Origin of the sequence: Mesorhizobium sp. Cs1299R1N1 (genome assembly GCF_037179655.1) — a bacterium.
Taxonomy (GTDB): Bacteria; Pseudomonadota; Alphaproteobacteria; order Rhizobiales; family Rhizobiaceae; genus Mesorhizobium; species Mesorhizobium salmacidum.
On record NZ_JAPYKR010000013.1, the window covers coordinates 69,114 to 87,337 of the forward strand.

At 61.9% G+C, this 18,224-nt stretch carries 23 protein-coding genes; 7 read left to right on the plus strand and 16 right to left on the minus strand.

The features are described 5' to 3' along the window. The first annotated feature begins 76 nt into the window (after window positions 1–76). Window positions 77–1,036, plus strand: coding sequence for a LysR substrate-binding domain-containing protein (locus tag O7A70_RS25855; protein ID WP_337131501.1), 960 nt, complete (start codon window positions 77–79; stop codon window positions 1,034–1,036). 153 nt (window positions 1,037–1,189) lie between these two features. Here the strand turns inward: O7A70_RS25855 and O7A70_RS25860 are convergent, their stop codons facing one another. Further along, window positions 1,190–1,702: a DinB family protein gene (locus O7A70_RS25860; protein ID WP_027144513.1), complete on the minus strand. Its 513-nt coding sequence runs from the start codon at window positions 1,700–1,702 to the stop codon at window positions 1,190–1,192. 66 nt (window positions 1,703–1,768) lie between these two features. On the opposite strand from O7A70_RS25860, the gene O7A70_RS25865 reads away from it, so the two are divergent. Next, the gene (locus tag O7A70_RS25865) at window positions 1,769–2,461 is read left to right on the plus strand and encodes a glutathione S-transferase family protein (protein ID WP_337142911.1); all 693 of its coding nucleotides are present in this window, start codon (window positions 1,769–1,771) and stop codon (window positions 2,459–2,461) included. 94 nt (window positions 2,462–2,555) lie between these two features. Here the strand turns inward: O7A70_RS25865 and O7A70_RS25870 are convergent, their stop codons facing one another. Then, window positions 2,556–2,813 carry a DUF2934 domain-containing protein gene (locus tag O7A70_RS25870; RefSeq protein ID WP_337142912.1) on the minus strand — a complete coding sequence of 86 codons (258 nt, stop codon included), beginning with the start codon at window positions 2,811–2,813 and terminating at the stop codon, window positions 2,556–2,558. Between the two features lie 294 nt (window positions 2,814–3,107). Here O7A70_RS25870 and ndk point away from each other — a divergent pair, with 294 nt between their 5' ends. Beyond that, on the plus strand, window positions 3,108–3,530 hold the full coding sequence (gene ndk / locus O7A70_RS25875; protein ID WP_027144516.1) for a nucleoside-diphosphate kinase: 423 nt from the start codon (window positions 3,108–3,110) through the stop codon (window positions 3,528–3,530). Window positions 3,531–3,710: 180 nt separating this feature from the next. Further along, a complete protein-coding gene (locus O7A70_RS25880; protein WP_337142913.1) occupies window positions 3,711–4,316 on the plus strand; it encodes a class I SAM-dependent methyltransferase in 606 nt (201 codons plus the stop codon). Window positions 4,317–4,320: 4 nt separating this feature from the next. Here the strand turns inward: O7A70_RS25880 and O7A70_RS25885 are convergent, their stop codons facing one another. From O7A70_RS25885 to O7A70_RS25910, 6 genes are all read right to left on the minus strand, one after another. Then, window positions 4,321–5,094: a YbaY family lipoprotein gene (locus tag O7A70_RS25885; protein WP_337142914.1), complete on the minus strand. Its 774-nt coding sequence runs from the start codon at window positions 5,092–5,094 to the stop codon at window positions 4,321–4,323. A gap of 78 nt (window positions 5,095–5,172) precedes the next feature. Continuing rightward, window positions 5,173–5,655, minus strand: coding sequence for a molybdenum cofactor biosynthesis protein MoaE (locus tag O7A70_RS25890; protein WP_337142915.1), 483 nt, complete (start codon window positions 5,653–5,655; stop codon window positions 5,173–5,175). Between the two features lie 5 nt (window positions 5,656–5,660). After that, complete coding sequence (moaD, locus tag O7A70_RS25895; RefSeq protein WP_027144520.1) at window positions 5,661–5,918, minus strand: molybdopterin converting factor subunit 1; 258 nt, start codon at window positions 5,916–5,918, stop codon at window positions 5,661–5,663. 1 nt (window position 5,919) lies between these two features. Next, window positions 5,920–6,516: a CDP-diacylglycerol--glycerol-3-phosphate 3-phosphatidyltransferase gene (pgsA, locus tag O7A70_RS25900; RefSeq protein ID WP_010915213.1), complete on the minus strand. Its 597-nt coding sequence runs from the start codon at window positions 6,514–6,516 to the stop codon at window positions 5,920–5,922. 99 nt (window positions 6,517–6,615) lie between these two features. Continuing rightward, window positions 6,616–8,682, minus strand: a complete 2,067-nt coding sequence (gene uvrC, locus O7A70_RS25905) for an excinuclease ABC subunit UvrC (RefSeq protein WP_337142916.1) — start codon at window positions 8,680–8,682, stop codon at window positions 6,616–6,618. Beyond that, on the minus strand, window positions 8,679–9,443 hold the full coding sequence (locus O7A70_RS25910) for an SDR family oxidoreductase (protein WP_337142917.1): 765 nt from the start codon (window positions 9,441–9,443) through the stop codon (window positions 8,679–8,681). Before O7A70_RS25910 ends, uvrC begins: the two co-directional genes overlap by 4 nt. 412 nt (window positions 9,444–9,855) lie before the next feature. Between O7A70_RS25910 and O7A70_RS25915 the strand changes: the two genes are divergently transcribed. Further along, window positions 9,856–10,515 (plus strand): outer membrane protein, encoded by a 660-nt coding sequence (locus O7A70_RS25915; RefSeq protein ID WP_337142918.1) that lies wholly within the window; start codon window positions 9,856–9,858, stop codon window positions 10,513–10,515. Window positions 10,516–10,679: 164 nt separating this feature from the next. Here the strand turns inward: O7A70_RS25915 and O7A70_RS25920 are convergent, their stop codons facing one another. After that, the gene (locus O7A70_RS25920; RefSeq protein WP_337142919.1) at window positions 10,680–11,276 is read right to left on the minus strand and encodes a glutathione S-transferase family protein; all 597 of its coding nucleotides are present in this window, start codon (window positions 11,274–11,276) and stop codon (window positions 10,680–10,682) included. Between the two features lie 438 nt (window positions 11,277–11,714). Then, window positions 11,715–12,197, minus strand: coding sequence for a hypothetical protein (locus O7A70_RS25925; RefSeq protein WP_337142920.1), 483 nt, complete (start codon window positions 12,195–12,197; stop codon window positions 11,715–11,717). 552 nt (window positions 12,198–12,749) lie between these two features. On the opposite strand from O7A70_RS25925, the gene O7A70_RS25930 reads away from it, so the two are divergent. Further along, window positions 12,750–13,061, plus strand: coding sequence for a transcriptional regulator (locus O7A70_RS25930; RefSeq protein WP_027144526.1), 312 nt, complete (start codon window positions 12,750–12,752; stop codon window positions 13,059–13,061). A gap of 117 nt (window positions 13,062–13,178) precedes the next feature. On the opposite strand, the gene O7A70_RS25935 is transcribed toward O7A70_RS25930, so the two are convergent. From O7A70_RS25935 to O7A70_RS25960, 6 genes are all read right to left on the minus strand, one after another. Then, on the minus strand, window positions 13,179–14,015 hold the full coding sequence (locus O7A70_RS25935) for a DMT family transporter (RefSeq protein ID WP_337142921.1): 837 nt from the start codon (window positions 14,013–14,015) through the stop codon (window positions 13,179–13,181). Beyond that, window positions 14,012–14,593, minus strand: a complete 582-nt coding sequence (locus O7A70_RS25940) for a TetR/AcrR family transcriptional regulator (protein ID WP_337142922.1) — start codon at window positions 14,591–14,593, stop codon at window positions 14,012–14,014. Before O7A70_RS25940 ends, O7A70_RS25935 begins: the two co-directional genes overlap by 4 nt. A gap of 136 nt (window positions 14,594–14,729) precedes the next feature. After that, complete coding sequence (locus O7A70_RS25945; protein WP_027144529.1) at window positions 14,730–15,182, minus strand: hypothetical protein; 453 nt, start codon at window positions 15,180–15,182, stop codon at window positions 14,730–14,732. 184 nt (window positions 15,183–15,366) lie between these two features. Next, on the minus strand, window positions 15,367–16,233 hold the full coding sequence (locus tag O7A70_RS25950; RefSeq protein ID WP_337142923.1) for a 23S rRNA (adenine(2030)-N(6))-methyltransferase RlmJ: 867 nt from the start codon (window positions 16,231–16,233) through the stop codon (window positions 15,367–15,369). After that, a complete protein-coding gene (locus O7A70_RS25955) occupies window positions 16,230–16,841 on the minus strand; it encodes a hypothetical protein (RefSeq protein WP_337142924.1) in 612 nt (203 codons plus the stop codon). Before O7A70_RS25955 ends, O7A70_RS25950 begins: the two co-directional genes overlap by 4 nt. An 18-nt stretch (window positions 16,842–16,859) precedes the next feature. Then, window positions 16,860–17,501 (minus strand): TetR/AcrR family transcriptional regulator, encoded by a 642-nt coding sequence (locus tag O7A70_RS25960; protein WP_337142925.1) that lies wholly within the window; start codon window positions 17,499–17,501, stop codon window positions 16,860–16,862. 136 nt (window positions 17,502–17,637) lie between these two features. Here O7A70_RS25960 and O7A70_RS25965 point away from each other — a divergent pair, with 136 nt between their 5' ends. Continuing rightward, window positions 17,638–18,108 carry a carboxymuconolactone decarboxylase family protein gene (locus O7A70_RS25965; protein ID WP_337142926.1) on the plus strand — a complete coding sequence of 157 codons (471 nt, stop codon included), beginning with the start codon at window positions 17,638–17,640 and terminating at the stop codon, window positions 18,106–18,108. The last annotated feature ends 116 nt before the right edge of the window (window positions 18,109–18,224 follow it).

The window sequence follows — 18,224 nt, forward strand, 5'->3', positions numbered from 1 at the left end:
ACAGTCGATTAAATTAGCTCCCCCTGTAAAATTAGGAATGCTAGTGCTACCATAAGCCCAGCTTAAGGTCGAAGCCGTGCGTCTGCTCAGTCAGGTCAACCTCAATTCGCTGAAAATCGTGGAGAGTGCTGCGAGGCACGGCAATTTCACGCGTGCCGGCGAAGAACAGTTCATCACCGCTTCGGCGGTCAGCCAGCGCGTCAAAAGCCTGGAGGACCAGCTGCGCTTCAAGATTTTCCAGCGCGGCGGCAATGCGGTGTCGCTGACCCCGGAGGGCGAGACCTATGTCTCGCGCGTTCGCGAGGCGCTGGAGCGGATCGTCGCCGCCAGCATGGAAGCGACCGGGCAATCACAGGAACATGTGCTGAAGATATCCGTGCTGCCGACATTTGCCGCACGCTGGCTGTTTCCGCGCCTGCCGCTCTTTCAGCAGCAACATCCCGATATCGTGATGCGAGTTTCGACCTCGTACGCGACGCATGAGTTCACGACTTCCGAATTCGATCTCGAGATCCGCTATGGCGACGGCCACTTCAACGGACTGCCATCGGACCTGTTGTTTCGGGAAGACCTGACGCCGGTGTGCAGCCGCAAGCTGTTCCATGAAGTTCTCGGCCAGAAGCCGCTGTCAAAGGTCACACCGGACGACCTCAAGCACTTCACGTTGCTGCATTCCGACACCTGCACCCAGAACTGGCAATCCTGGCTTGGTTTTGCTGGTGCCAGTTTTGTGCTCAGCGAGACCAAAAGCATCTATTTCGATTCGTGCATGATGTCCTACGAGGCGGCCAACTCAGGAATGGGTTTTGCCGTTGCCAACCGTGCCTATATGGCCAGCGATATCCGCGCCGAAAAGCTGATCGCTCCGTTTGCCGTTCATCATCCGAACACGGCCGGTTGGTACTTTGTCTCGCCCCACAAGAGCCCTGCCGCACGCAAGGTGCTGCTGTTCAAACAATGGGTGATGGCGGAAGCGGCCATGACGCAACGCCAGTTGGACAGCGAAGTCACCGACTTGGCTTCAGAGGCTGTCTGAAATTCGAATAGGTCTCACTTGCCGCTCGGTGACCGCAGACAAGAGAAATAGGGATCATCCGAGTGGCCTGATGTAAAAGCGGGGCTACGGCAAAAAATGCGACGGTAGCCCGCGCGAACCGCTCGCCCCGAATTTAAAACAAAACCATGTGGATCAGGCGAAGGCCCTTCCTTCCTCGGTGCGCTGGAAATGCGCCAGATCGAGCGGTACGGAAGGGCGGCCCAGAACCGTCAGGATCATATGCGCCTGGCCGCGGTGATGGGTCTGGTGGTTGAAGACATGAGCCAGCGCGGGGGCCAGGCGCTGCGAGACGGTGCGCATGTCCGATACGGTCATATAGGTGAAACGACCCGACAGCGCCTTGTCGTTCAAGCCGCCGAGCCAGTCAATGATCCGCCGGTCCTCGGCCTCGCGCGCTGTCCTCAGGACAGGCAAGGCCCGGTACAATATGGCGTCCAATGTCGTCGGCGCGGCGCCTTCGCCGGTGAAGCGTTTCATCCAGATGCGATCGGCGGCGAGCAGGTGGTTGAGCGTGCCCATCAGCGAGCCGAAGAAGGCGCCGACGTCGCGATTGAATTCCTCATCGTTGAGATCGTCGGCGGCATCGTAGATGCGGCCATTGGCCCATTGATTGTATGCCGCAAACATCATGAAGTGCTGTTTCATCTTTTTCCCGCCGCGCCTGTTTCGGGTGTCGGGAGCGATACCTAGACCGCAAAGGAACCGGCGCCAATGACCATTCTGCTTTATGATCTCGTCGGGCGTGACGAGGGCCGTCCGTTCAGCCCGCATTGCTGGAAGGCAGCGATGGCGCTGGCCCATAAGGGACTTGATGCCTCGACCGCGCCGACGCGTTTTCTCGAAGTGCCGGCCATTGAAGGCGGTGTCTCGAAAACCGTTCCGGTTATCCGCGATGGCGACAAGGTCGTTGCCGATTCCTTCACCATCGCGCTCTATCTCGATGAGGCCTATCCGGATCGCCCGACGCTGTTTGGCGGCGAAGGCGGCAAGGCGATGGCGCGCTTCATCGAGCGCTGGTCGCAATTGACCATTCACCCTTATGTCGCCACCGCGGCGGTCGTTGACCTTCATGCCATGCAAGACGAGGAGAACGCCTCGTATTTCCGACAGAGCCGGGAGCAACGCCTCGGCAAGCGGCTGGAGGACGTCGTCGCCGCACGCGACGCCGGCCTGGCAACCTTCCGGGCAGCGCTGGAGCCGCTGCGCTCCATGTTGAGCTACCAGCCGTTCATCGGCGGCGCCTCGCCGCTGTTTGCCGACTATATCGTCTTCGGCGCGCTGCAATGGGCGCGTATCGCATCACCTTACAAGTTGCTCGAAGACAGCGACGCGGTGGCGCAGTGGTTCACCCGCTGCCTCGACCTTCATGGCGGGCTGGGACGAAAGGTTTCCGCCGCGGCGTGACGGACGCAAAGGCCTGCCTGCCCGCAAGGCAACTCGAGCGCCGTCTACCTGTTGCGAAAATCAGCGGCCGAACAGCTGGCCTTATTTGGCCGCCTTATTTGGCCGCCTTCTTTGGCTTGCTGGCTTTCGCGGCGGCCTTTTCTTCCTTGGGGGCTGCTTTTGTCTTGCCGGCGCCGGATGCCTTCTTGGCTGGCTTCTTGTCCGCCGACGGCTTCCCCGCGTCCTCCCGATCGACGTCGGCCGCGGCCTGGTGCCAATGGCGTTCGTGATGACCGGCCGGTTGCCCTTCTTCCTGCCAGATCTGATGTGCACGGTTGCGAATGCGCTCCTGACGATCGTCTGTCATGGTCATGTTGTCTCCCTTCGGGCCGACTTCAGCGCGGCGCCGACCGAGCGACTATAGCAAGCAAACCGTTGCTTTACAGCCATCTGATCCCGCTTGCCTGCGGCGACCAGCCATGGAAGCGTAGACCGGTCCGGCGATCGCTGTCGCTCCGGGCGTTCGTCGCTCGGAAAGCAAAAGCAATTGGCTTTCCGCCCGCTACGCGGACCGCTCCTCACCCCGCTCCTCACCCCTCTTGGCAATAGGCCGGGCGGCTTGTATAGAGCCCGCCACTCTCAATTCAAATTCAGACAAGGACGACCCATGGCGCTCGAACGCACTTTTTCCATGATCAAGCCGGACGCAACGCGGCGCAATCTCACCGGCGCCATCACCAGGATGCTGGAGGAAGCCGGCCTGCGCGTCATCGCCTCGCGCCGGGTGTGGATGAGCCGCCGTGAGGCGGAAGGCTTCTACGCCGTCCACAAGGAGCGGCCGTTTTTCGGCGAGCTGGTGGAATCCATGTCCTCGGGCCCGACCATCGTGCAGGTCCTGGAAGGCGAGAGCGCCATTACCAAGAACCGCGATGTGATGGGCGCCACCAATCCGGCCAATGCCGCCGAAGGCACCATCCGCAAGGTGCATGCGCTGTCGATCGGCGAGAACTCGGTGCACGGCTCGGACGCGCCGGAAACGGCCGCACAAGAGATCAAGTACTGGTTCTCGGATACCGAGATCGTCGGCTGAGCTGAACACCGTAATTTTCCATGCGAAAAGGCCGGCGAAATGTCGGCCTTTTTTCGTGTAGGACATGGTCTCAAGCTCTGCGCCATCTCACATGAAGCGATCCGCCGGAAAGTCCGGCAAAGTACGAGATGCGTGAATGGGCCGGGCGCGAAGCACCGTCGCGATGGAGTCGATCCGACCATGACCAGTGCAATTCCAGGGTTCTTCCAAGGCACCGATATGCCGACCAGCGGATGGTGGGAGGCGCTGTGGCCCGATCCGGCGGCAGTGCTTGCGGCCACCGGGATCAAGCCGGGTATGGACGTGATCGATCTCTGCTCCGGCGATGGCTGGTTCACGTTGCAGATAGCCAGGGTCGCGCGTCATGTCACCGCCATCGATATCGATGGCGACTTGCTCGAAGTCGCGCGTCGGCGCCTGACTGAAAATGGCCTGTCGAATTGCGACTTCGTGGCGGGCGACGCCTATGAGGTTGCTAGCCTGGCAGCTCGACCCGCCGATTTCATCTTCATGGCAAACGCCTTTCATGGAGTTCCGGATCAGCTCCGCCTGGCCCGCGCGGTCCATGCGACGCTTGGCCCGTCAGGCCGTTTTGCCATTGTGAACTGGCATCGGACGCCGCGCGAGCGAACGGTGGTGCTGGGCGAGCCTCGCGGACCGAAGACTGAGTTGAGACTGTCGCCGGAACAGACCATCGCCGCCGTGGAGCCGGCCGGTTTCAAGCTGGCTGAAATGGTTGACGTGCCGCCATACCACTACGGCGCCGTGTTCGAACAGGCAGGGTGAGCAATCAGCTTGCGGCGCTGAAGCGCAGGATTTCGCGACCGTCCTTGTCCGATATGGCGAGCTTGCCGGCATCGACAGTGTATGACGCCGCCTTGGCCAACGCATCGAACAGGGCTCTTTCCTCGGCCATCACATTGGGCGCGCAGGCTTTGTAGGTCGAACCGATATCGCCGATCGCGATTGCCTGACCCTCGACCTTCGCCGTGGCAAAATAGGTGTTGCAGGGACCGTTGCCACCGGCCTTGCCGGCCTTGCCGGCCTCGCTGATCTTGAAGGTTGCCTGCGGCGCGGTGATGGCGCCAATGCCGTCGACATAGTCGACCACCCAGAGCTGATCAAAGACGGAAGTCATTGGCTCCTTGCTGGGTGCGACCATCTTCAGCATGATGGTCTGTGGCGCGTCGGTCAGCGGATCGAGCTGATGGCGCACATCGGAGATGAACATCAGCCTTCCGTCCACGGTGATCCGGGCCTGCAGCGCATAGGTCATCTGCGGTCGGATGACAGAGGGGTCGAATTTGATCTCGAAGCTGATCGGCACCTGACCGGCGGGCCTGATCTTCTGTTGCCCGATGATTTTGGCGGGCGCGTCCGCCAACGAGACGTCGGCAAGCTCGACGGAAAGCACGGCGCTGGGTGGCAATGCGATGCGCTCGCGATAGATCACCTCGCCCCTCACCGCCTTTTCCGCGGCAAGGGAAAGCTCCGGCACCGCCAGGATGCCGACGACCAGCGGCACCAAGCCGAAGACGAAGAACTCGGCGATCCTGTCCAGCATGACCGTCTCCCTTGCCCAAATCAGTCACGTGACCAGTTGGCAGAAGGATTGCGGTCGTTCCGTGACGCCTGCACGGTATTATTCGGACGGCGGCTGCTTCCAGCGCCGAGCTGCCTCGGCGTCGGTTTCCTTGGCATCGACCCAGACGCCCTCGGAGCCATCGGTGCGATGCTCCTTCTTCCAGAAGGGCGCACGCGACTTGAGGTAGTCCATGAGGAAGTTCGCCGCCTCGAATGCCGCCTGGCGGTGCGCCGAAGCGGCCACCACCAGCACGATGTTCGCCCCCGGCGCGATCTTGCCATGGCGATGTATGACGGTGAGGCCTTGCAGCGGCCAGCGCTCGGTGGCTTCGGTAGCGATGCGGCCGATCTCGGCTTCAGCCATACCCGGATAGTGCTCGAGCTCGAGTGCCGAGAGAGCGCCCTGCTCGTCGCGGCACAGGCCGGAGAAGGTGACCACCGCGCCAATGTCGGCACGGCCCTGCGTCAGCGCGGCGATCTCGGCGGCGACGTCGAAATCCTGGCGCTGAATGCGCACGGTCGGCACCAGGACGGCCGACATGAGTGTCAGCCCCCGGTCATCGGCGGGAACAGTGCGATCTCGCGTGCGCCCGATATCTTCTCGCGGTGATCGACATGTTCCTGGTTGATGGCGACGCGGATGACATCGGGATATTGCAGCGCGTGTTGGTACCCTTCGCCGCGCGATTGCAGCCAGCGCAAGAGGTCGGCGACCGTCTCGATGCCGGCGGGCAATTCGACATCTTCTTGCGATGTGCCGATCCGTTCGCGAACCCAGGCGAAATAGATGAGACGGGTCGTCATCTCACTCGTCCATGATGTGCTTGAGACCGGCGCGGAAATAGTCGTAGCCGGTGTAGAGCGTCACGAGGGCCGCGATCCACAACAGCACGAGGCCGGTCTGCGTGGTCAGCGGAAAGATCTTGTCACCAGCAGGTCCGGCCAGCAGGAAGGCGATGGCGACCATCTGGATGGTGGTCTTCCACTTGGCAAGCTGCGTCACCGGCACCGAAACCTTGAGCGCCGCCAGATATTCGCGCAGGCCCGAAACCAGGATTTCGCGGCACAGGATGATGATCGCCGCCCACAGCGACCAGCCGGCGATACCGGCATGACGGTCGGTGTCGGCCGCCAGCAGCAAAAGGCAGGTGGCGACCAGCAGCTTGTCGGCGATCGGATCGAGCATCTTGCCGATGTTGGAGGTCTGCTGCCAGGCGCGCGCAAAATAGCCGTCGAAATAATCGGTGACGGACGCCAGCAGGAAAATGACCAGCGCCGACCAGCGGGCGAAGTCGCTCGATTTCAGATGGCCCTCGAGAAAAAAGCACAGCACGACCAGCGGTACCGCGATGATGCGGGCGTAGGTCAGCATGTTGGGCAGGTTAAATGCGCGCTGGGCCATGTCTTCAGAGACTCTTTCTGCCTGCGTACTCAAATCAGAAGCGGATGTAGGGGGTCAACAGGCCAGATTCGACTGGCCAGCTGAAAGTGACGATTTTCTTCAGCTCTCGTGGAAGTGATTGTAGACCAGTTTCGCCACCTGTTCGGAAATGCCGTCGACCTTCCTCAGATCCTCGACTGCGGCACGGCTGACCGCCTTGGCGGTGCCGAAATGCAAGAGAAGCGCGCGCTTGCGGCCGGGGCCGATGCCGGCGATTTCGTCGAGCGGGCTCTTGACCATTTCCTTCTTGCGGCGGGCCCGGTGCGAACCGATGGCGAAGCGGTGGACCTCGTCGCGCAGCCGCTGGACGAAATAGAGAACGGGATCGCGCACGGGGAGCGAAAACGAGTCCCTGCCCTTGACGAAGAAGCGCTCGCGGCCTGCATCACGGTCCTGTCCCTTGGCGATGCCGATGGCCACGACCCGGTCCTCGATGCCGAGATCCGACAGGATCTTGCGCACCGCCGTCATCTGGCCCTGGCCACCATCGATCAGGATGACATCGGGCCAGGCAGGGAAGCTTCCGGAGATATCGTCTTCGATATCGTCGCCTGAATCCGCCGAGGCAGTCTCGTCGGGAGCAACGTCGCCATGTTCCTTGAGCAGCCGTGAAAAGCGCCGCTCCATCACCTCGCGCATCATGCCGAAATCGTCGCCCGGCGTGATCTCGGTCGAGCGGATGTTGAATTTTCTGTACTGGTTCTTCACAAAGCCTTCCGGCCCCGCGACGACCATGGCGCCGACGGCGTTGGTGCCCATAATGTGCGAGTTGTCGTAAACCTCGATGCGCACGGGCGGCTTGGTCAGGCCGAAGGTCTCGGCGAAACCGGCAAGCAGCCGCGCTTGCGTCGAGGTTTCGGCCAGCCGGCGACCAAGCGCCTCACGCGCATTCTGCAAGGCGTTGTCGGTGAGATCCTTTTTCTCGCCGCGCTGCGGCACGGAGATCGCCACCTTGCGGCCGGCGCGCGTCGAGAGCGCCTCGGCCAGCAGTTCCTGGTCCTCGACGGTCTGCGACAGGAGAATGGCACGCGGTGTCGGCTTGTCGTCGTAGAATTGCGCCAGGAACGAGCCCAGCACTTCCGATCCCTCCAGCGCCGGATCGGCCTTGGGGAAATAGGCACGGTTGCCCCAGTTCTGGCCGGTGCGGAAGAAAAACACCTGGATGCAGACCTGGCCGCCCTCCTGGTGGATAGCGAAGACATCGGCCTCGTCGACGGTCGCCGGGTTGATGCCCTGATGGCTCTGCACGTGCGACAGGGCCGCCAGCCGGTCGCGATAGATGGCGGCGCGCTCGAAATCGAGGTCTTGCGAAGCCTGCTGCATGGCAGCCGAAATCTCGGTCTTCACCTTCTGGCTGCGGCCGGACAAAAAGTCCTTCGCTTCGGCGACCAGCTCGGCATAACCCTCATGCGAGATCTCGCCGGTGCACGGCCCGGCGCAGCGCTTTATCTGGTAGAGCAGGCATGGCCGCGTGCGGTTCTCGTAGAAGGAATTGGTGCAGCTTCTGAGCAGGAAAGCGCGCTGCAGCGAATTGATGGTACGGCCGACGGCGCCGGCAGAAGCAAAGGGGCCGAAATAGTCCCCCTTGCGCGAGCGTGCCCCGCGATGCTTGTAAATGCCGGGCGAGACATGGTCGCCTGTCAAAAGGATATACGGAAACGACTTGTCGTCCCGCATCAGCACATTGAACCGCGGCCGCAAACGCTTGATAAGATTGGCTTCGAGCAGCAGCGCCTCGATCTCGGTGCGGGTGACGACGAACTCCATCGTCGACGTCTCGCGCACCATGCGGCCGATGCGGTTGGTGTGGAATCTGCCTTGCGCGTAATTGGTGACACGCTTCTTCAGGCTGCGCGCCTTGCCGACATAGAGCACGTCGCCGGCGGCGTTCATCATCCGATAAACGCCGGGCGCATTGGGCAGCCGCTTCACCAGCGTCTGGATCACCTCGGCACCGACCATGCCTTCGGCGTCGCCGGCATGCGGCGTCCAGTCGATGGCCGTGAAGGCGACATCCGGGCCAACCGGTTCGACGATCTCCTCCAGCGCCTCGTCCTCGAGGTCGATTTCGGGAGGAAGATCATCAGCGCCGCCGCGCGCCTTGTTCTTGTGATCCAAAGGACTCATTCCGCCATGCCTGTCACATCGGGCGTCTGCCATGCAAGATGCTGGCCGCCATCGAGCGCGATCATCTGGCCGGTGACCGAGCGCGTCTCCCAGAGATAGCGGATGGTGGCGCCGAATTCCGGCAATTCCGGGCCGCGCCTCAGAATGAGGCCAGCGACCTGCGCGTCAAAATCCGAATCGTCCTGGCGCACGTTCTTCAGCGTCGGGCCCGGCCCTATCGCATTGACGCGGATGCTGGGTCCGAGTGCCTGGGCCAGCATCTGCGTCTGGGTCCACAATGCCGATTTCGACAGCGCATAGGAAAAATAGCGCGGCGTCGGCCTCCAGACGCGCTGGTCGATGACGTTGACGATCAGCCCCTCCTGCCCTTCCGGCAGGGAACGGGCGAAGTTCTGCGCCAACAGCGCCGGGGTTTTTACGTGAATGGCAAAATGGCGGTCCCAGGCGTGCCAGTCGAAATCTTCCACGGAATCATCGACGAAGAGCGAAGCATTGTTGACCAGCAGCGAAATTGGGCCCAGCGCTGCTTCCGCTTGGCCGACGAGGTCGCTGACGGCATCCATGTCGGTCAGATCAGCCGCCACCACGGCGGCGCGGCCGCCCGACCGGTTAATCCCCGCGGCCAGCGCATCCGCCTCATCGTGCGAGCGATTGGAATGGATGGCGACCGCAAAACCATGGCTAGCGAGGTCCTCGACGATCGCCTTGCCGATCCGTTTCGCCCCACCGGTCACCAGCGCCACGGCAGTGGCTTTGCTCATCTGCTGTCAATCCTCAATTTCGGCCCGAAACGCGATGCCGACGAAATGTGGCCCGGCATGCGTTAAACGGCGTTCGCACCTGGGGCAACATTGTGGCGAAGTGCCCGGTTCGGCATGCCGAGCCCTCTTGGACTCGGAACCATTGGATCGCAATATAGGTCGCTGGACTCCTTGCACCAAGCGGTGTGCAGCGCAGCATGAACTTGCTGCTGACATTTCGCTGTTGCGAAGATGCAACGTCAAGGTTCTGCCTCATTCGTGCCGGGGAATGACCCAAGTTCAGGTTCGGTTCAGCCGCATTTTGACACGACATTTGGAACCGACGAACGCCAGATCCGTTTCACCCCCCGGACGGGTCGATGGCGATCGTGAGAAACAAGCCTGTGTCCTGTGGCTTAAGGAGTAAAGAACAATGCAAGCCAATTTTAAATTCGCACGGCCGCTGGCTGTTGCGCTCGGGCTCTTCGCCCTCAGCGGTACCGCTTATGCCGCGGACGTCGTTTCGGAAGAGCCGCCGGCACCCGCTCCGGTTGCCGAACTTCCGGTCGCCTCGTGGGCCGGCCCCTATGCCGGTATCAACCTGGGCTACGGCTTCAGCGGCAAGACCAAGGAAAAGGATTTCGGCGTTTCGACCGATACCAAGGGTTTTGTCGGCAGTGTCTTCGGCGGCTATCAGTGGCAGCAGGAGAACTTCGTGTACGGCGGTGAAGCCGAACTCGGCTACAACGGCGTGAAGGGTGACGACAACGGCATCCACTCCAAGGGCGGCTTCGAAGGCTCGCTGCGTGCCCGTCTCGGCTACGCCGTGACCCCGGAAATCCTGCTTTATGGCACCGGCGGCCTCGCCGGCAGAAGCCTGAAGGTGGAAGACACCGTTCTCGGCGCCAGCGACACCGCCACCATGCTCGGCTGGACCGCCGGCGTCGGCACCGACATCAAGCTGACCGACAACGTGTTCGGCCGTGTCGAATATCGCTACACCGACTTCGGCAGCAAGAGCTTCGAAGGTGGTATTGGCAAGGTCAAGGCGACGGACAACCGCGTCACCTTTGGCCTCGGCATGAAGTTCTAAGTCGTTCAAGCCACGACACGAAAAGCCGGGCCTCGCGCCCGGCTTTTTTTATATCCGGTCGCTTACAGCATGTCGCGGCGATAGGATTCGCCCGACCTGCTGTAAGCTTTTGATTTTATGCATGTCGTTGTCCCGGAACCGAGGACACTTCCGGGCGACATGCATTAGGCCGGAACCACGGACTTCAGCTCCGGGAATTTTTCGTCGAAGCGCGCCGCCCAGCGGGTCAACCGGCCACGGCCCTTTTCCCATTTGCCGGCGAAACGCAGCGAGAGGTAGCCGAGGCAGGCACGCAACGCCAACTGACCGGCCGTGATCTTCTTCGGCAGTTTTGGCGGATTGGCATTGAGCAGGTCGAGTGCCGCCGTGATCTTCGCCCACTGGCGGTCGAGCCAGGGCTGATAGACCATCTCTTCGGGGCGGGTGCGGCGCTCATAGACCATCGACAGCGCGCAATCGCAGATACCGTCGGCCAGCGCCTCCAGTACTTCGGCTTCCAGACGCTTGTCGGGATTGCGTGGAAACAATGCGTTCTTCGAAATCCGGTTGAGGTGCTGCGTGATGGCGCGGCTGTCGTGAATCGGACGGCCATCGTCGAGCACCAGCACCGGGATCTTGCCGAGCGGATTGGCGCCGATCAGTTCGGCGGGCCTGTCCTCGGTTCTGACCGGCACCTCCTCGAGAGCGATCCCGGCATAGGCCGCGGCCATCCTTACCTTGGAGCTGTAGGGAGAGGCGGACGCGTAGAGCAGCTTCGGCATGATCGGTTTCCTGTTTGCGACCGTCCAGTGTTGACCGGACAAACTCTTGCGATCAATCGCCAGAGTGCAAAAAACCAACGACCAGAAACCTGCCGCGGTTTCCGTCTTGGCATCACGACAAACCTGAACCGGCACACTAGGAAGTATCAGCAGGCCACGACAGCAAGCCGCCGGGTTTAAACCCCGCGTTCACACGTCACAGGAGCCCATACTTCGCAGGCGCCAAAGCGTCGCGCCGAGAACCTTCGCCGACCACCGCGAGGGCGAAAGAGAGTCGGGCGAGCGAGGCAGCCAACCGGCGCCTCGCTTTGCTTGCCCCTCGGCCCCTTCCCGACGCTCAGCCCCGAGGGCTGAACCCGTTGCCGAATATGCTCCGATCCAGAGCGTCAGAGCGTCCTTGCCGGATCCCGAAGGACACGCGACGCCCCAACGATCCGTCTACTTCTTGCCCGGAGCCTTCGCCTTCGCGGGCGCTGCCTTTGCCTTCGGCGCCGCGGCTTTCTTCACCGCCGGCTTGGTCGCTGCGGCGGCTGCTTTCGCAGCTGGCTTGGCCGCCGGCTTCTTGGCCGGTGCCGCTTTCGCTGCCGGCTTTGCCGCGGCCTTCGCGGGAGCCGCCTTCTTCGCTGCGGGTTTGGCTGCGGGCTTGGCCGCCGCCTTGGCCGCAGGCTTCTTGGCCGGTGCCGCTTTCGCTGCCGGCTTCGCCGCGGCTTTCGCGGGCGCCGCCTTCTTCATTGCCGGCTTCGCGACGGCTTTTGCCGCTGCCGCAGGTTTCTTCGCCGGTGCCTTGGCCGCCGCGGCCTTCGGCTTGGCGGCAGGCGCTGCTTTCTTCACTGCCGTTGCGGCCTTCGCCGCGACTGCTTTTGCGGGTGCTTTCTTTGCCGGTGCCTTGGATGCCGGCGCTTTAGATGACTGCTTAGCCATGTCATGCCCCTTCACGTTATGCCGATGGCCGTGAATGACCCCGGCGCGCAATGCATATCTGACTCGCGTCTCGCTAGCCAGCGAAGCAATGGTATGATTTTCTCAACTTAAATTTTGGTTGCGATCGACACACAATCACACTCATCACCGGAAAAATCCGCCGTTGATCTTCCGGCGTCGCCAGCAATTTGACACCGGCATTCCCGATGCGAGTTCGCCATGAAGCTCCAAAGATCAGCGAGCAACTTCACGCATGATCTTCGGTCGTGAATATCATCACTTGACGTCTCATCGAGGCGATCATCTTTTGCAAGCGAGCGGTCCATGCGGATCACGAGCGCGATGCGACACCCGATCTGAAGATCACCTTGTCAAACATGTTGCGAGCATCTGTTTTCTGATTGACAGAATACTCTGTATGGCAGAGTATTCTGTCAGGGGATGTTATCGCGCCTTTGATTTCGGCCGTGCAAAGGCAAGGGACACACCGCTGGCAGAGATTGCCGGGTCAAGCGGGGACAGCCCGAGGCTTTGCCGCATTGGAGCTTATTGATGAGCGCAGACGACATTATCCACCAGAGTACGCGGCTCAGGATCATGGCCGTCCTGAACACGCTGGAAAGGCGCGAGGCGCTTGAGTTCACCCAGTTGAAGGCCATGATCGAGACCACCGACGGCAATCTCGGGGCACATCTCGATACGCTGGCCAGAGCTGGCTATGCCGACATTGAAAAGCTCTTTGTCGGACGTCGGCCGCAGACACGGATCAGAGCCACGACGGCCGGGCGGCGGGCCTTTCGCGGTCACATTGCCTTTCTTCGCAAGATCATCGATCAGGCAGAGGCAACGCAGCGCAGAAAATAGCTCTGCGCCGAGTGAACGTCTTTGAGCGGTTCACCGTCTCATGATACCGCGAGCCGCCCGTCCCGACAATTTTTCCATGGCGGCGGAATCGCCGCGTGTGTCGAGGGGGCATTATCATCACAGCTGATAGCCGAGACAAATGGCGCCGAGCGCGACGACGGCGCAGGCGCCGACTCGCCGGGGCGTCAGCGTCTCGCCGAGAAACAACCGGCCGATGAAAGCCGCGAAGACGACGCTGGTCTCACGTATCGCGGTGATCGGACCGGCAGGCCCGAGCGCGAAGGCCGCCACCACCACGCCATAGGCCAAAAGCGCGAACAGGCCGCCGCCCAGCGCCTTCCAGGTTTCCGGTGCCCGCGCATCGACAGCGAGCCTGCCGCGACAGGCGACGAAGGTCGCCGGCAGCAGTGCGCCATAGGCCAGCAGGACCCAGGCGGTGTAGGCGCCGACATTGCCCGCCGCACGAACGCCGATCGCGTCGACCATCGCATAGGCGGCGATGATTGCCCCCGTTGCCAGCGCATAGAGGATCGATGTCGTGGTGGCTCTTCCTCGCCCAAGCGAAAGAGCCATGATGCCGCCGCCGACCAGGGCAACGCCCACGGTCTCCAGAGCGGTGAGATGCTGGCCGGCCAGCAGGAACCCGCCGAGCGTGACGAGCAGGGGCACGCTGCCGCGAACAATCGGGTAGACCTGTCCCAGTTCGCCATATCTGTAGGCGGCCACCAGAAACACGCTGTAGCCGACCTGCAGGCAGGCCGAGAGCCCGACATAGGGCCAGGCGGGCGTCGCCGGAAAACCATTGAAGATTGCAAGGGGAATGGCAAGCGCCGTGCTGGAGAAACTCATGACGGTGACGGTCCACAATCTGTCGGCACCCGTTCGCAGGAAGGCGTTCCAGCTTGCGTGCAGAATCGCCGCGCACAGCGCGAGCCCGATGACCAGCGGGCTCATTGCGGCCTGCGCGAGGCGGCAATGATGTCCAAGGCGGCCTTGTGGGCGTCGCGGATGGCGGTGTCTCCCTGCCCCATCTGCGCCATCAGGGTCGCACCTTCGATCAGCATCAACAGGGTCGTCGCCCCACTCTCGGCCTGCCCGCGCGGCATCACCTGCTCGAGGATCGACTGCAGGCGCTGCCTGAGGCTATTCTTCTGCCTGGCGACAGCCTTGAACACCGGATGCTGGGGATCGCCGAACTCGGCCAAGGCATGGGCAAACAGGCAACCATGAAAATCCGGTCTGCGGAACCAGCGGCCATGCCAGTCGAAGATCTTCGCGATTTTCTGCTCCGGCGTGGTGCCCTCCCTGGCGAGCTGGTCGAGCTGATCGTCAAAACGCCTGGCGCGATAGTCGAGCACCTCGACGATCAGCTCGTCCTTGCTGGGGAAATGGCGATACATCGTCATCTTGGCCACGTCCGCCTCGGCGATGATCCGGTCGATGCCGGTGGCATGGAAGCCGGCGCGCTTGAACAGCGCATAGGCCGTTTCGACGACATGCTGGCGTTTGTCGGAGGCAGGTGACGGTGTCATGCGCTAACCGGGTGATGAGACAGGTCTGTCTCATCACAATGCAACGGAACGCGTCACCTGTCAACGCAGGACATCAAAGCGCCCGCGACCCCTTCAGGCCGCAGGCGCGAAAAAGACTGGAAAGGAAGAGACGCGTTCAGCGCAGGACGCGGCAACGGCCGTTATAGACCATCCAGCGATCGAAGCCCGAGACGCAGAACTCGACATTGTCGCCGATCGAGGCAAAGCCCTGGCCTTCCTCGATCAGATAGAAGATCGACCGGTCCCGGCCATCCGACAGGCTGACGGTTGCCCGGCAATAGTGACGGCCAATCGGCCATTCCTCGCTCGCCTGCTCATAGCGGTGTTGGCGAATGTCGCGAAAATCGGTGATGGCGACCTCGGGCAGATGCGGCACGTGATGCACCTGGTAGGAGAACCGATGCGTGATCTTGCTCAGTACCCATGTCTCCCCACAGACGCTGCCATCGTCCTCGGAATAGACGGCAAGGTCAGCCGCATGGACCGCCTGGGTGATACCGAGAGGCGCGGCAAGGGGCGTGCAGAGCGAAATCAGGGCAGCAAGTGCGGATTTGGCGAAGCGAGTCATGGCAGCCTCTCAAGGTCGATTGCGCGCACTGTGCGGATTCGCTCGACGGCGGTCAAGCGGTTGCCGAAACAATGGTTTCCAGAAACCGGCGCGGGTAGTTGCTGTAAGCAGCAACCCGCGGGTAACGGCGAAGTTCCCTGCGGGCGGATCATGCGGTCGCACGGGGCGCGGCGATCAAATCCAGCTATACCGGCGGCGGGGCCTGCTCGCCGGCCAGCCATGCCATCGACCAATGCGCCGGCTTTTCCACGGCGAGCAATTTGTGCAGTGCCGGCAATAGGGTTCGCAGTTCGGCTTCCAGTATGAAGGGCGGATTGACCACCACCATGCCGGTGCCATCGAGGCTGGGTTCCGAAGAGGCCGGCCTGATCTCGAACTCTATGTCGAGGATTTTCGGGATGCCGGATTGCTTCAGCGCTTTCCTGAAGGCGATGATCGCCTGGCGGTTCTTGATCGGATACCACAGGGCGTAGATGCCGTTGGGCCAGCGCCTGTGCGCCTTCACCAGCCCCTCGACGAGGCGGCCGAACTCGCCTTCTTCCTCGAAGGGCGGATCGATGAGTACCAAGCCGCGCTTTTCCTTCGGCGGCAGGTGCGCCCCGAGCGCAAGCCAGCCGTCAAGTTCCATCACCTTTGTCTGGAAATCGCCGGCGAACTCCGTCTTCAGCTTCGCGGCGTCTTTCGGATGCAGTTCGATCGCCGACAACCGGTCCTGCTTGCGCAGGAGATTGCGCGCGAGCAGCGGCGAGCCCGGATATTTCTTCACGCCGCCCTCGGGATTGAGCGAGCGCACCGCCGCCAGATAGGGCGCCAGCAGCGCCGCCGCCTTCGCCTCGACCGAGGCATCGATCAGCCTGCCGATGCCGCCCTGCCACTCACCGGTCTTTTGCGCTTCGAGTGACGACAGGTCGTAGCGGCCAATGCCGGCATGGGTGTCCACGACACGAAACGCCTTGTCCTTCTGCTTCAGATAGTCGAGCAGGCGCGTCAGCACGACATGCTTGACGACATCGGCAAAATTGCCGGCATGGTAGGCGTGGCGGTAGTTCATGTGGCACCCCTGCCCCAGCGTGGCGGCGGCGGTTGCGAGTTCGGATTTTCCGGCCGGCCGCCACCAGAACGCAGGGATAGCAGGAAGCCGATCAAGCCGACCGCCATCAGCGTGAAGCCTATCGGCCGCGCGCGGCCGTCGATCTCGCCGACGCCGGAGCGCAAGACAAGGTCGACCGCTCGCATCGGTATGTCCTCGGCATCGCCCGGGCCGACTGTGAAGAGGTAAGCGCCAGGGCTGACGGTGGCGATCAGGCCGGCCTCGTCGCGAAAGATCTTGTCGGGCATTTGCGGGCTGGCCTGGCGCGGATTGTCCACATGGTTGAACTGCAGCGTCGAGGCAAGCACAGTGCGGCCATTGGTGGCCGCGGTCAGCGTCAATACCGTGCGCTGCTGCGAAACGATGCGCTCGGCCCTGGCGGTCAGGTCGACCAGCACCCGCACCGGCGCATCGCGATCTTTGAGCGATACCGTCAACGGCCTGAACCGGCCTTGCTCATAGACCCGCCAGGTGCCGATTTCGCGACCGGAGAAATTGCTCATCGCCCAGGGGTAGATGAGACCGATGCCGGTGCCGGAGAGCAGGATCAGGACAAACAGAAAGCGCATCGAAAACCTTGGCTATTTCTACTTCTGCTCGCTATGGCTGCCGCCTTGCGCGGACCTGTCCAGGGTAGCAGTGCGGATCCGCTCCATCTCGTCCAGAAGCATCTCCAGGCCAAGATCGAAGGTTTTGTCGAATTCAGCGGTGCCAAAGTAGCGTCCCGCGGTGGCGATGTTGGGGAAATCGCGCTCAAGCTGCTCACGGCCGACCGTTGTGACCGCCGACGGGCCCTTTGAGTAACCGGCGGTCTCGTCGAGCACCGCCCCCAACAGATAGTACCCCACCGCACGGAACAGCCTTGCGGCCATTTCCTGATCGAAGCCGCCGTCATTGAACAAGCCTACGATGTTGTCGATATAGGCAAGGCAAATGGGCGAATTCATCCGGTAGCTGAGAAAATAGCTCGCGAAGGCCGGATGCTCGCGGCCGATACGTCGATAATCCAATACCACCATGCGCATCCTCTGGCGCCATGGCAGATCCGGATCCGGCATCTTCAACGGACCAATCAGCCTGTCGACCAGCGCCTCAAAGAGATGCGCCTGCGAAGGGAAGTGATGATAAATGCTCATCGCCTCGCAACCAAGTGCTGCCGCCAGCTTGCGCATCGAAAAGCCGGCAAGCCCTTCCCTCTCGATCACCTCGAAAGCCGCGTCCTCGATCATCTCGCGCGACAGACGTCCGCGCGCTCTCTTTTTCTTGATTGATTGATCCATTGCGCCGCTTGACAACTTACAGTGTAAGGTTCATTTTCACTGTCACCTTACATCGTAAGGCTAACAAAGACCAGAGGAGAAAACCATGTCGTATCATCGCATCGTCAAATCCGTGCAGTCTTCGTCCCAGCATGTGTTCCTGTTCGCCGCCGCAGCCTGCGTGCTGTCGCTCGGCACCGCGCCGGCCCACGCCGACGACTATGATGCAACCCTCAAGGACATACAGTCGACCATGGGCGGTGTACCGAGCTTTGTGAAGCAGTTTCCCAAAACCGGTCTGCCCGGCGCCTGGGCCGAGGTCAAGGCCATCGAACTCAGCGACAAGACGGCGCTGCCGCCCAAGGTCAAATCGTTGATCTCCCTGGCCGTGGCGGCACAGATTCCTTGCACCTACTGCATCTGGTCGGACACGCAGGACGCCAAGCGCGCCGGCGCAACCGACGAGGAGATCCAGGAAGCCGTGGCGATGGCGGCGCTGACACGCCACTGGAGCACCATCTTCAACGGCATGCAGGTCGATTTCGATACATTCAAGAAGGAAATGGGCGGGCAGTAAGCCCGCCGGCAAGAAGGAAATGGGCGGGCAGTAAGCCCGCCGGCAAGAAGGAAATGGGCGGGCAGTAAGCCTCAATGGCACTACAGAGATGACTCGGTGCGCGGGTCATCTCTGGT

What these genes read in the sequence shown, in the direction of transcription:
- O7A70_RS25940 (WP_337142922.1), bottom strand. Translation starts at nt 14,593, where the DNA reads ATGACACCGTCACCTGCCTCCGACAAACGCCAGCATGTCGTCGAAACG.
- O7A70_RS25955 (WP_337142924.1), bottom strand. Translation starts at nt 16,841, where the DNA reads ATGCGCTTTCTGTTTGTCCTGATCCTGCTCTCCGGCACCGGCATCGGT.
- O7A70_RS25860 (WP_027144513.1), bottom strand. Translation starts at nt 1,702, where the DNA reads ATGAAACAGCACTTCATGATGTTTGCGGCATACAATCAATGGGCCAAT.
- O7A70_RS25885 (WP_337142914.1), bottom strand. Translation starts at nt 5,094, where the DNA reads ATGCTGGACAGGATCGCCGAGTTCTTCGTCTTCGGCTTGGTGCCGCTG.
- O7A70_RS25910 (WP_337142917.1), bottom strand. Translation starts at nt 9,443, where the DNA reads ATGAGCAAAGCCACTGCCGTGGCGCTGGTGACCGGTGGGGCGAAACGG.
- O7A70_RS25945 (WP_027144529.1), bottom strand. Translation starts at nt 15,182, where the DNA reads ATGACTCGCTTCGCCAAATCCGCACTTGCTGCCCTGATTTCGCTCTGC.
- uvrC (WP_337142916.1), bottom strand. Translation starts at nt 8,682, where the DNA reads ATGAGTCCTTTGGATCACAAGAACAAGGCGCGCGGCGGCGCTGATGAT.
- pgsA (WP_010915213.1), bottom strand. Translation starts at nt 6,516, where the DNA reads ATGGCCCAGCGCGCATTTAACCTGCCCAACATGCTGACCTACGCCCGC.
- moaD (WP_027144520.1), bottom strand. Translation starts at nt 5,918, where the DNA reads ATGACGACCCGTCTCATCTATTTCGCCTGGGTTCGCGAACGGATCGGC.
- O7A70_RS25920 (WP_337142919.1), bottom strand. Translation starts at nt 11,276, where the DNA reads ATGCCGAAGCTGCTCTACGCGTCCGCCTCTCCCTACAGCTCCAAGGTA.
- O7A70_RS25950 (WP_337142923.1), bottom strand. Translation starts at nt 16,233, where the DNA reads ATGAACTACCGCCACGCCTACCATGCCGGCAATTTTGCCGATGTCGTC.
- O7A70_RS25870 (WP_337142912.1), bottom strand. Translation starts at nt 2,813, where the DNA reads ATGACCATGACAGACGATCGTCAGGAGCGCATTCGCAACCGTGCACAT.
- O7A70_RS25865 (WP_337142911.1), top strand. Translation starts at nt 1,769, where the DNA reads ATGACCATTCTGCTTTATGATCTCGTCGGGCGTGACGAGGGCCGTCCG.
- O7A70_RS25960 (WP_337142925.1), bottom strand. Translation starts at nt 17,501, where the DNA reads ATGATCGAGGACGCGGCTTTCGAGGTGATCGAGAGGGAAGGGCTTGCC.
- O7A70_RS25965 (WP_337142926.1), top strand. Translation starts at nt 17,638, where the DNA reads ATGTCGTATCATCGCATCGTCAAATCCGTGCAGTCTTCGTCCCAGCAT.
- O7A70_RS25935 (WP_337142921.1), bottom strand. Translation starts at nt 14,015, where the DNA reads ATGAGCCCGCTGGTCATCGGGCTCGCGCTGTGCGCGGCGATTCTGCAC.
- ndk (WP_027144516.1), top strand. Translation starts at nt 3,108, where the DNA reads ATGGCGCTCGAACGCACTTTTTCCATGATCAAGCCGGACGCAACGCGG.
- O7A70_RS25925 (WP_337142920.1), bottom strand. Translation starts at nt 12,197, where the DNA reads ATGGCTAAGCAGTCATCTAAAGCGCCGGCATCCAAGGCACCGGCAAAG.
- O7A70_RS25930 (WP_027144526.1), top strand. Translation starts at nt 12,750, where the DNA reads ATGAGCGCAGACGACATTATCCACCAGAGTACGCGGCTCAGGATCATG.
- O7A70_RS25880 (WP_337142913.1), top strand. Translation starts at nt 3,711, where the DNA reads ATGACCAGTGCAATTCCAGGGTTCTTCCAAGGCACCGATATGCCGACC.
- O7A70_RS25890 (WP_337142915.1), bottom strand. Translation starts at nt 5,655, where the DNA reads ATGTCGGCCGTCCTGGTGCCGACCGTGCGCATTCAGCGCCAGGATTTC.
- O7A70_RS25915 (WP_337142918.1), top strand. Translation starts at nt 9,856, where the DNA reads ATGCAAGCCAATTTTAAATTCGCACGGCCGCTGGCTGTTGCGCTCGGG.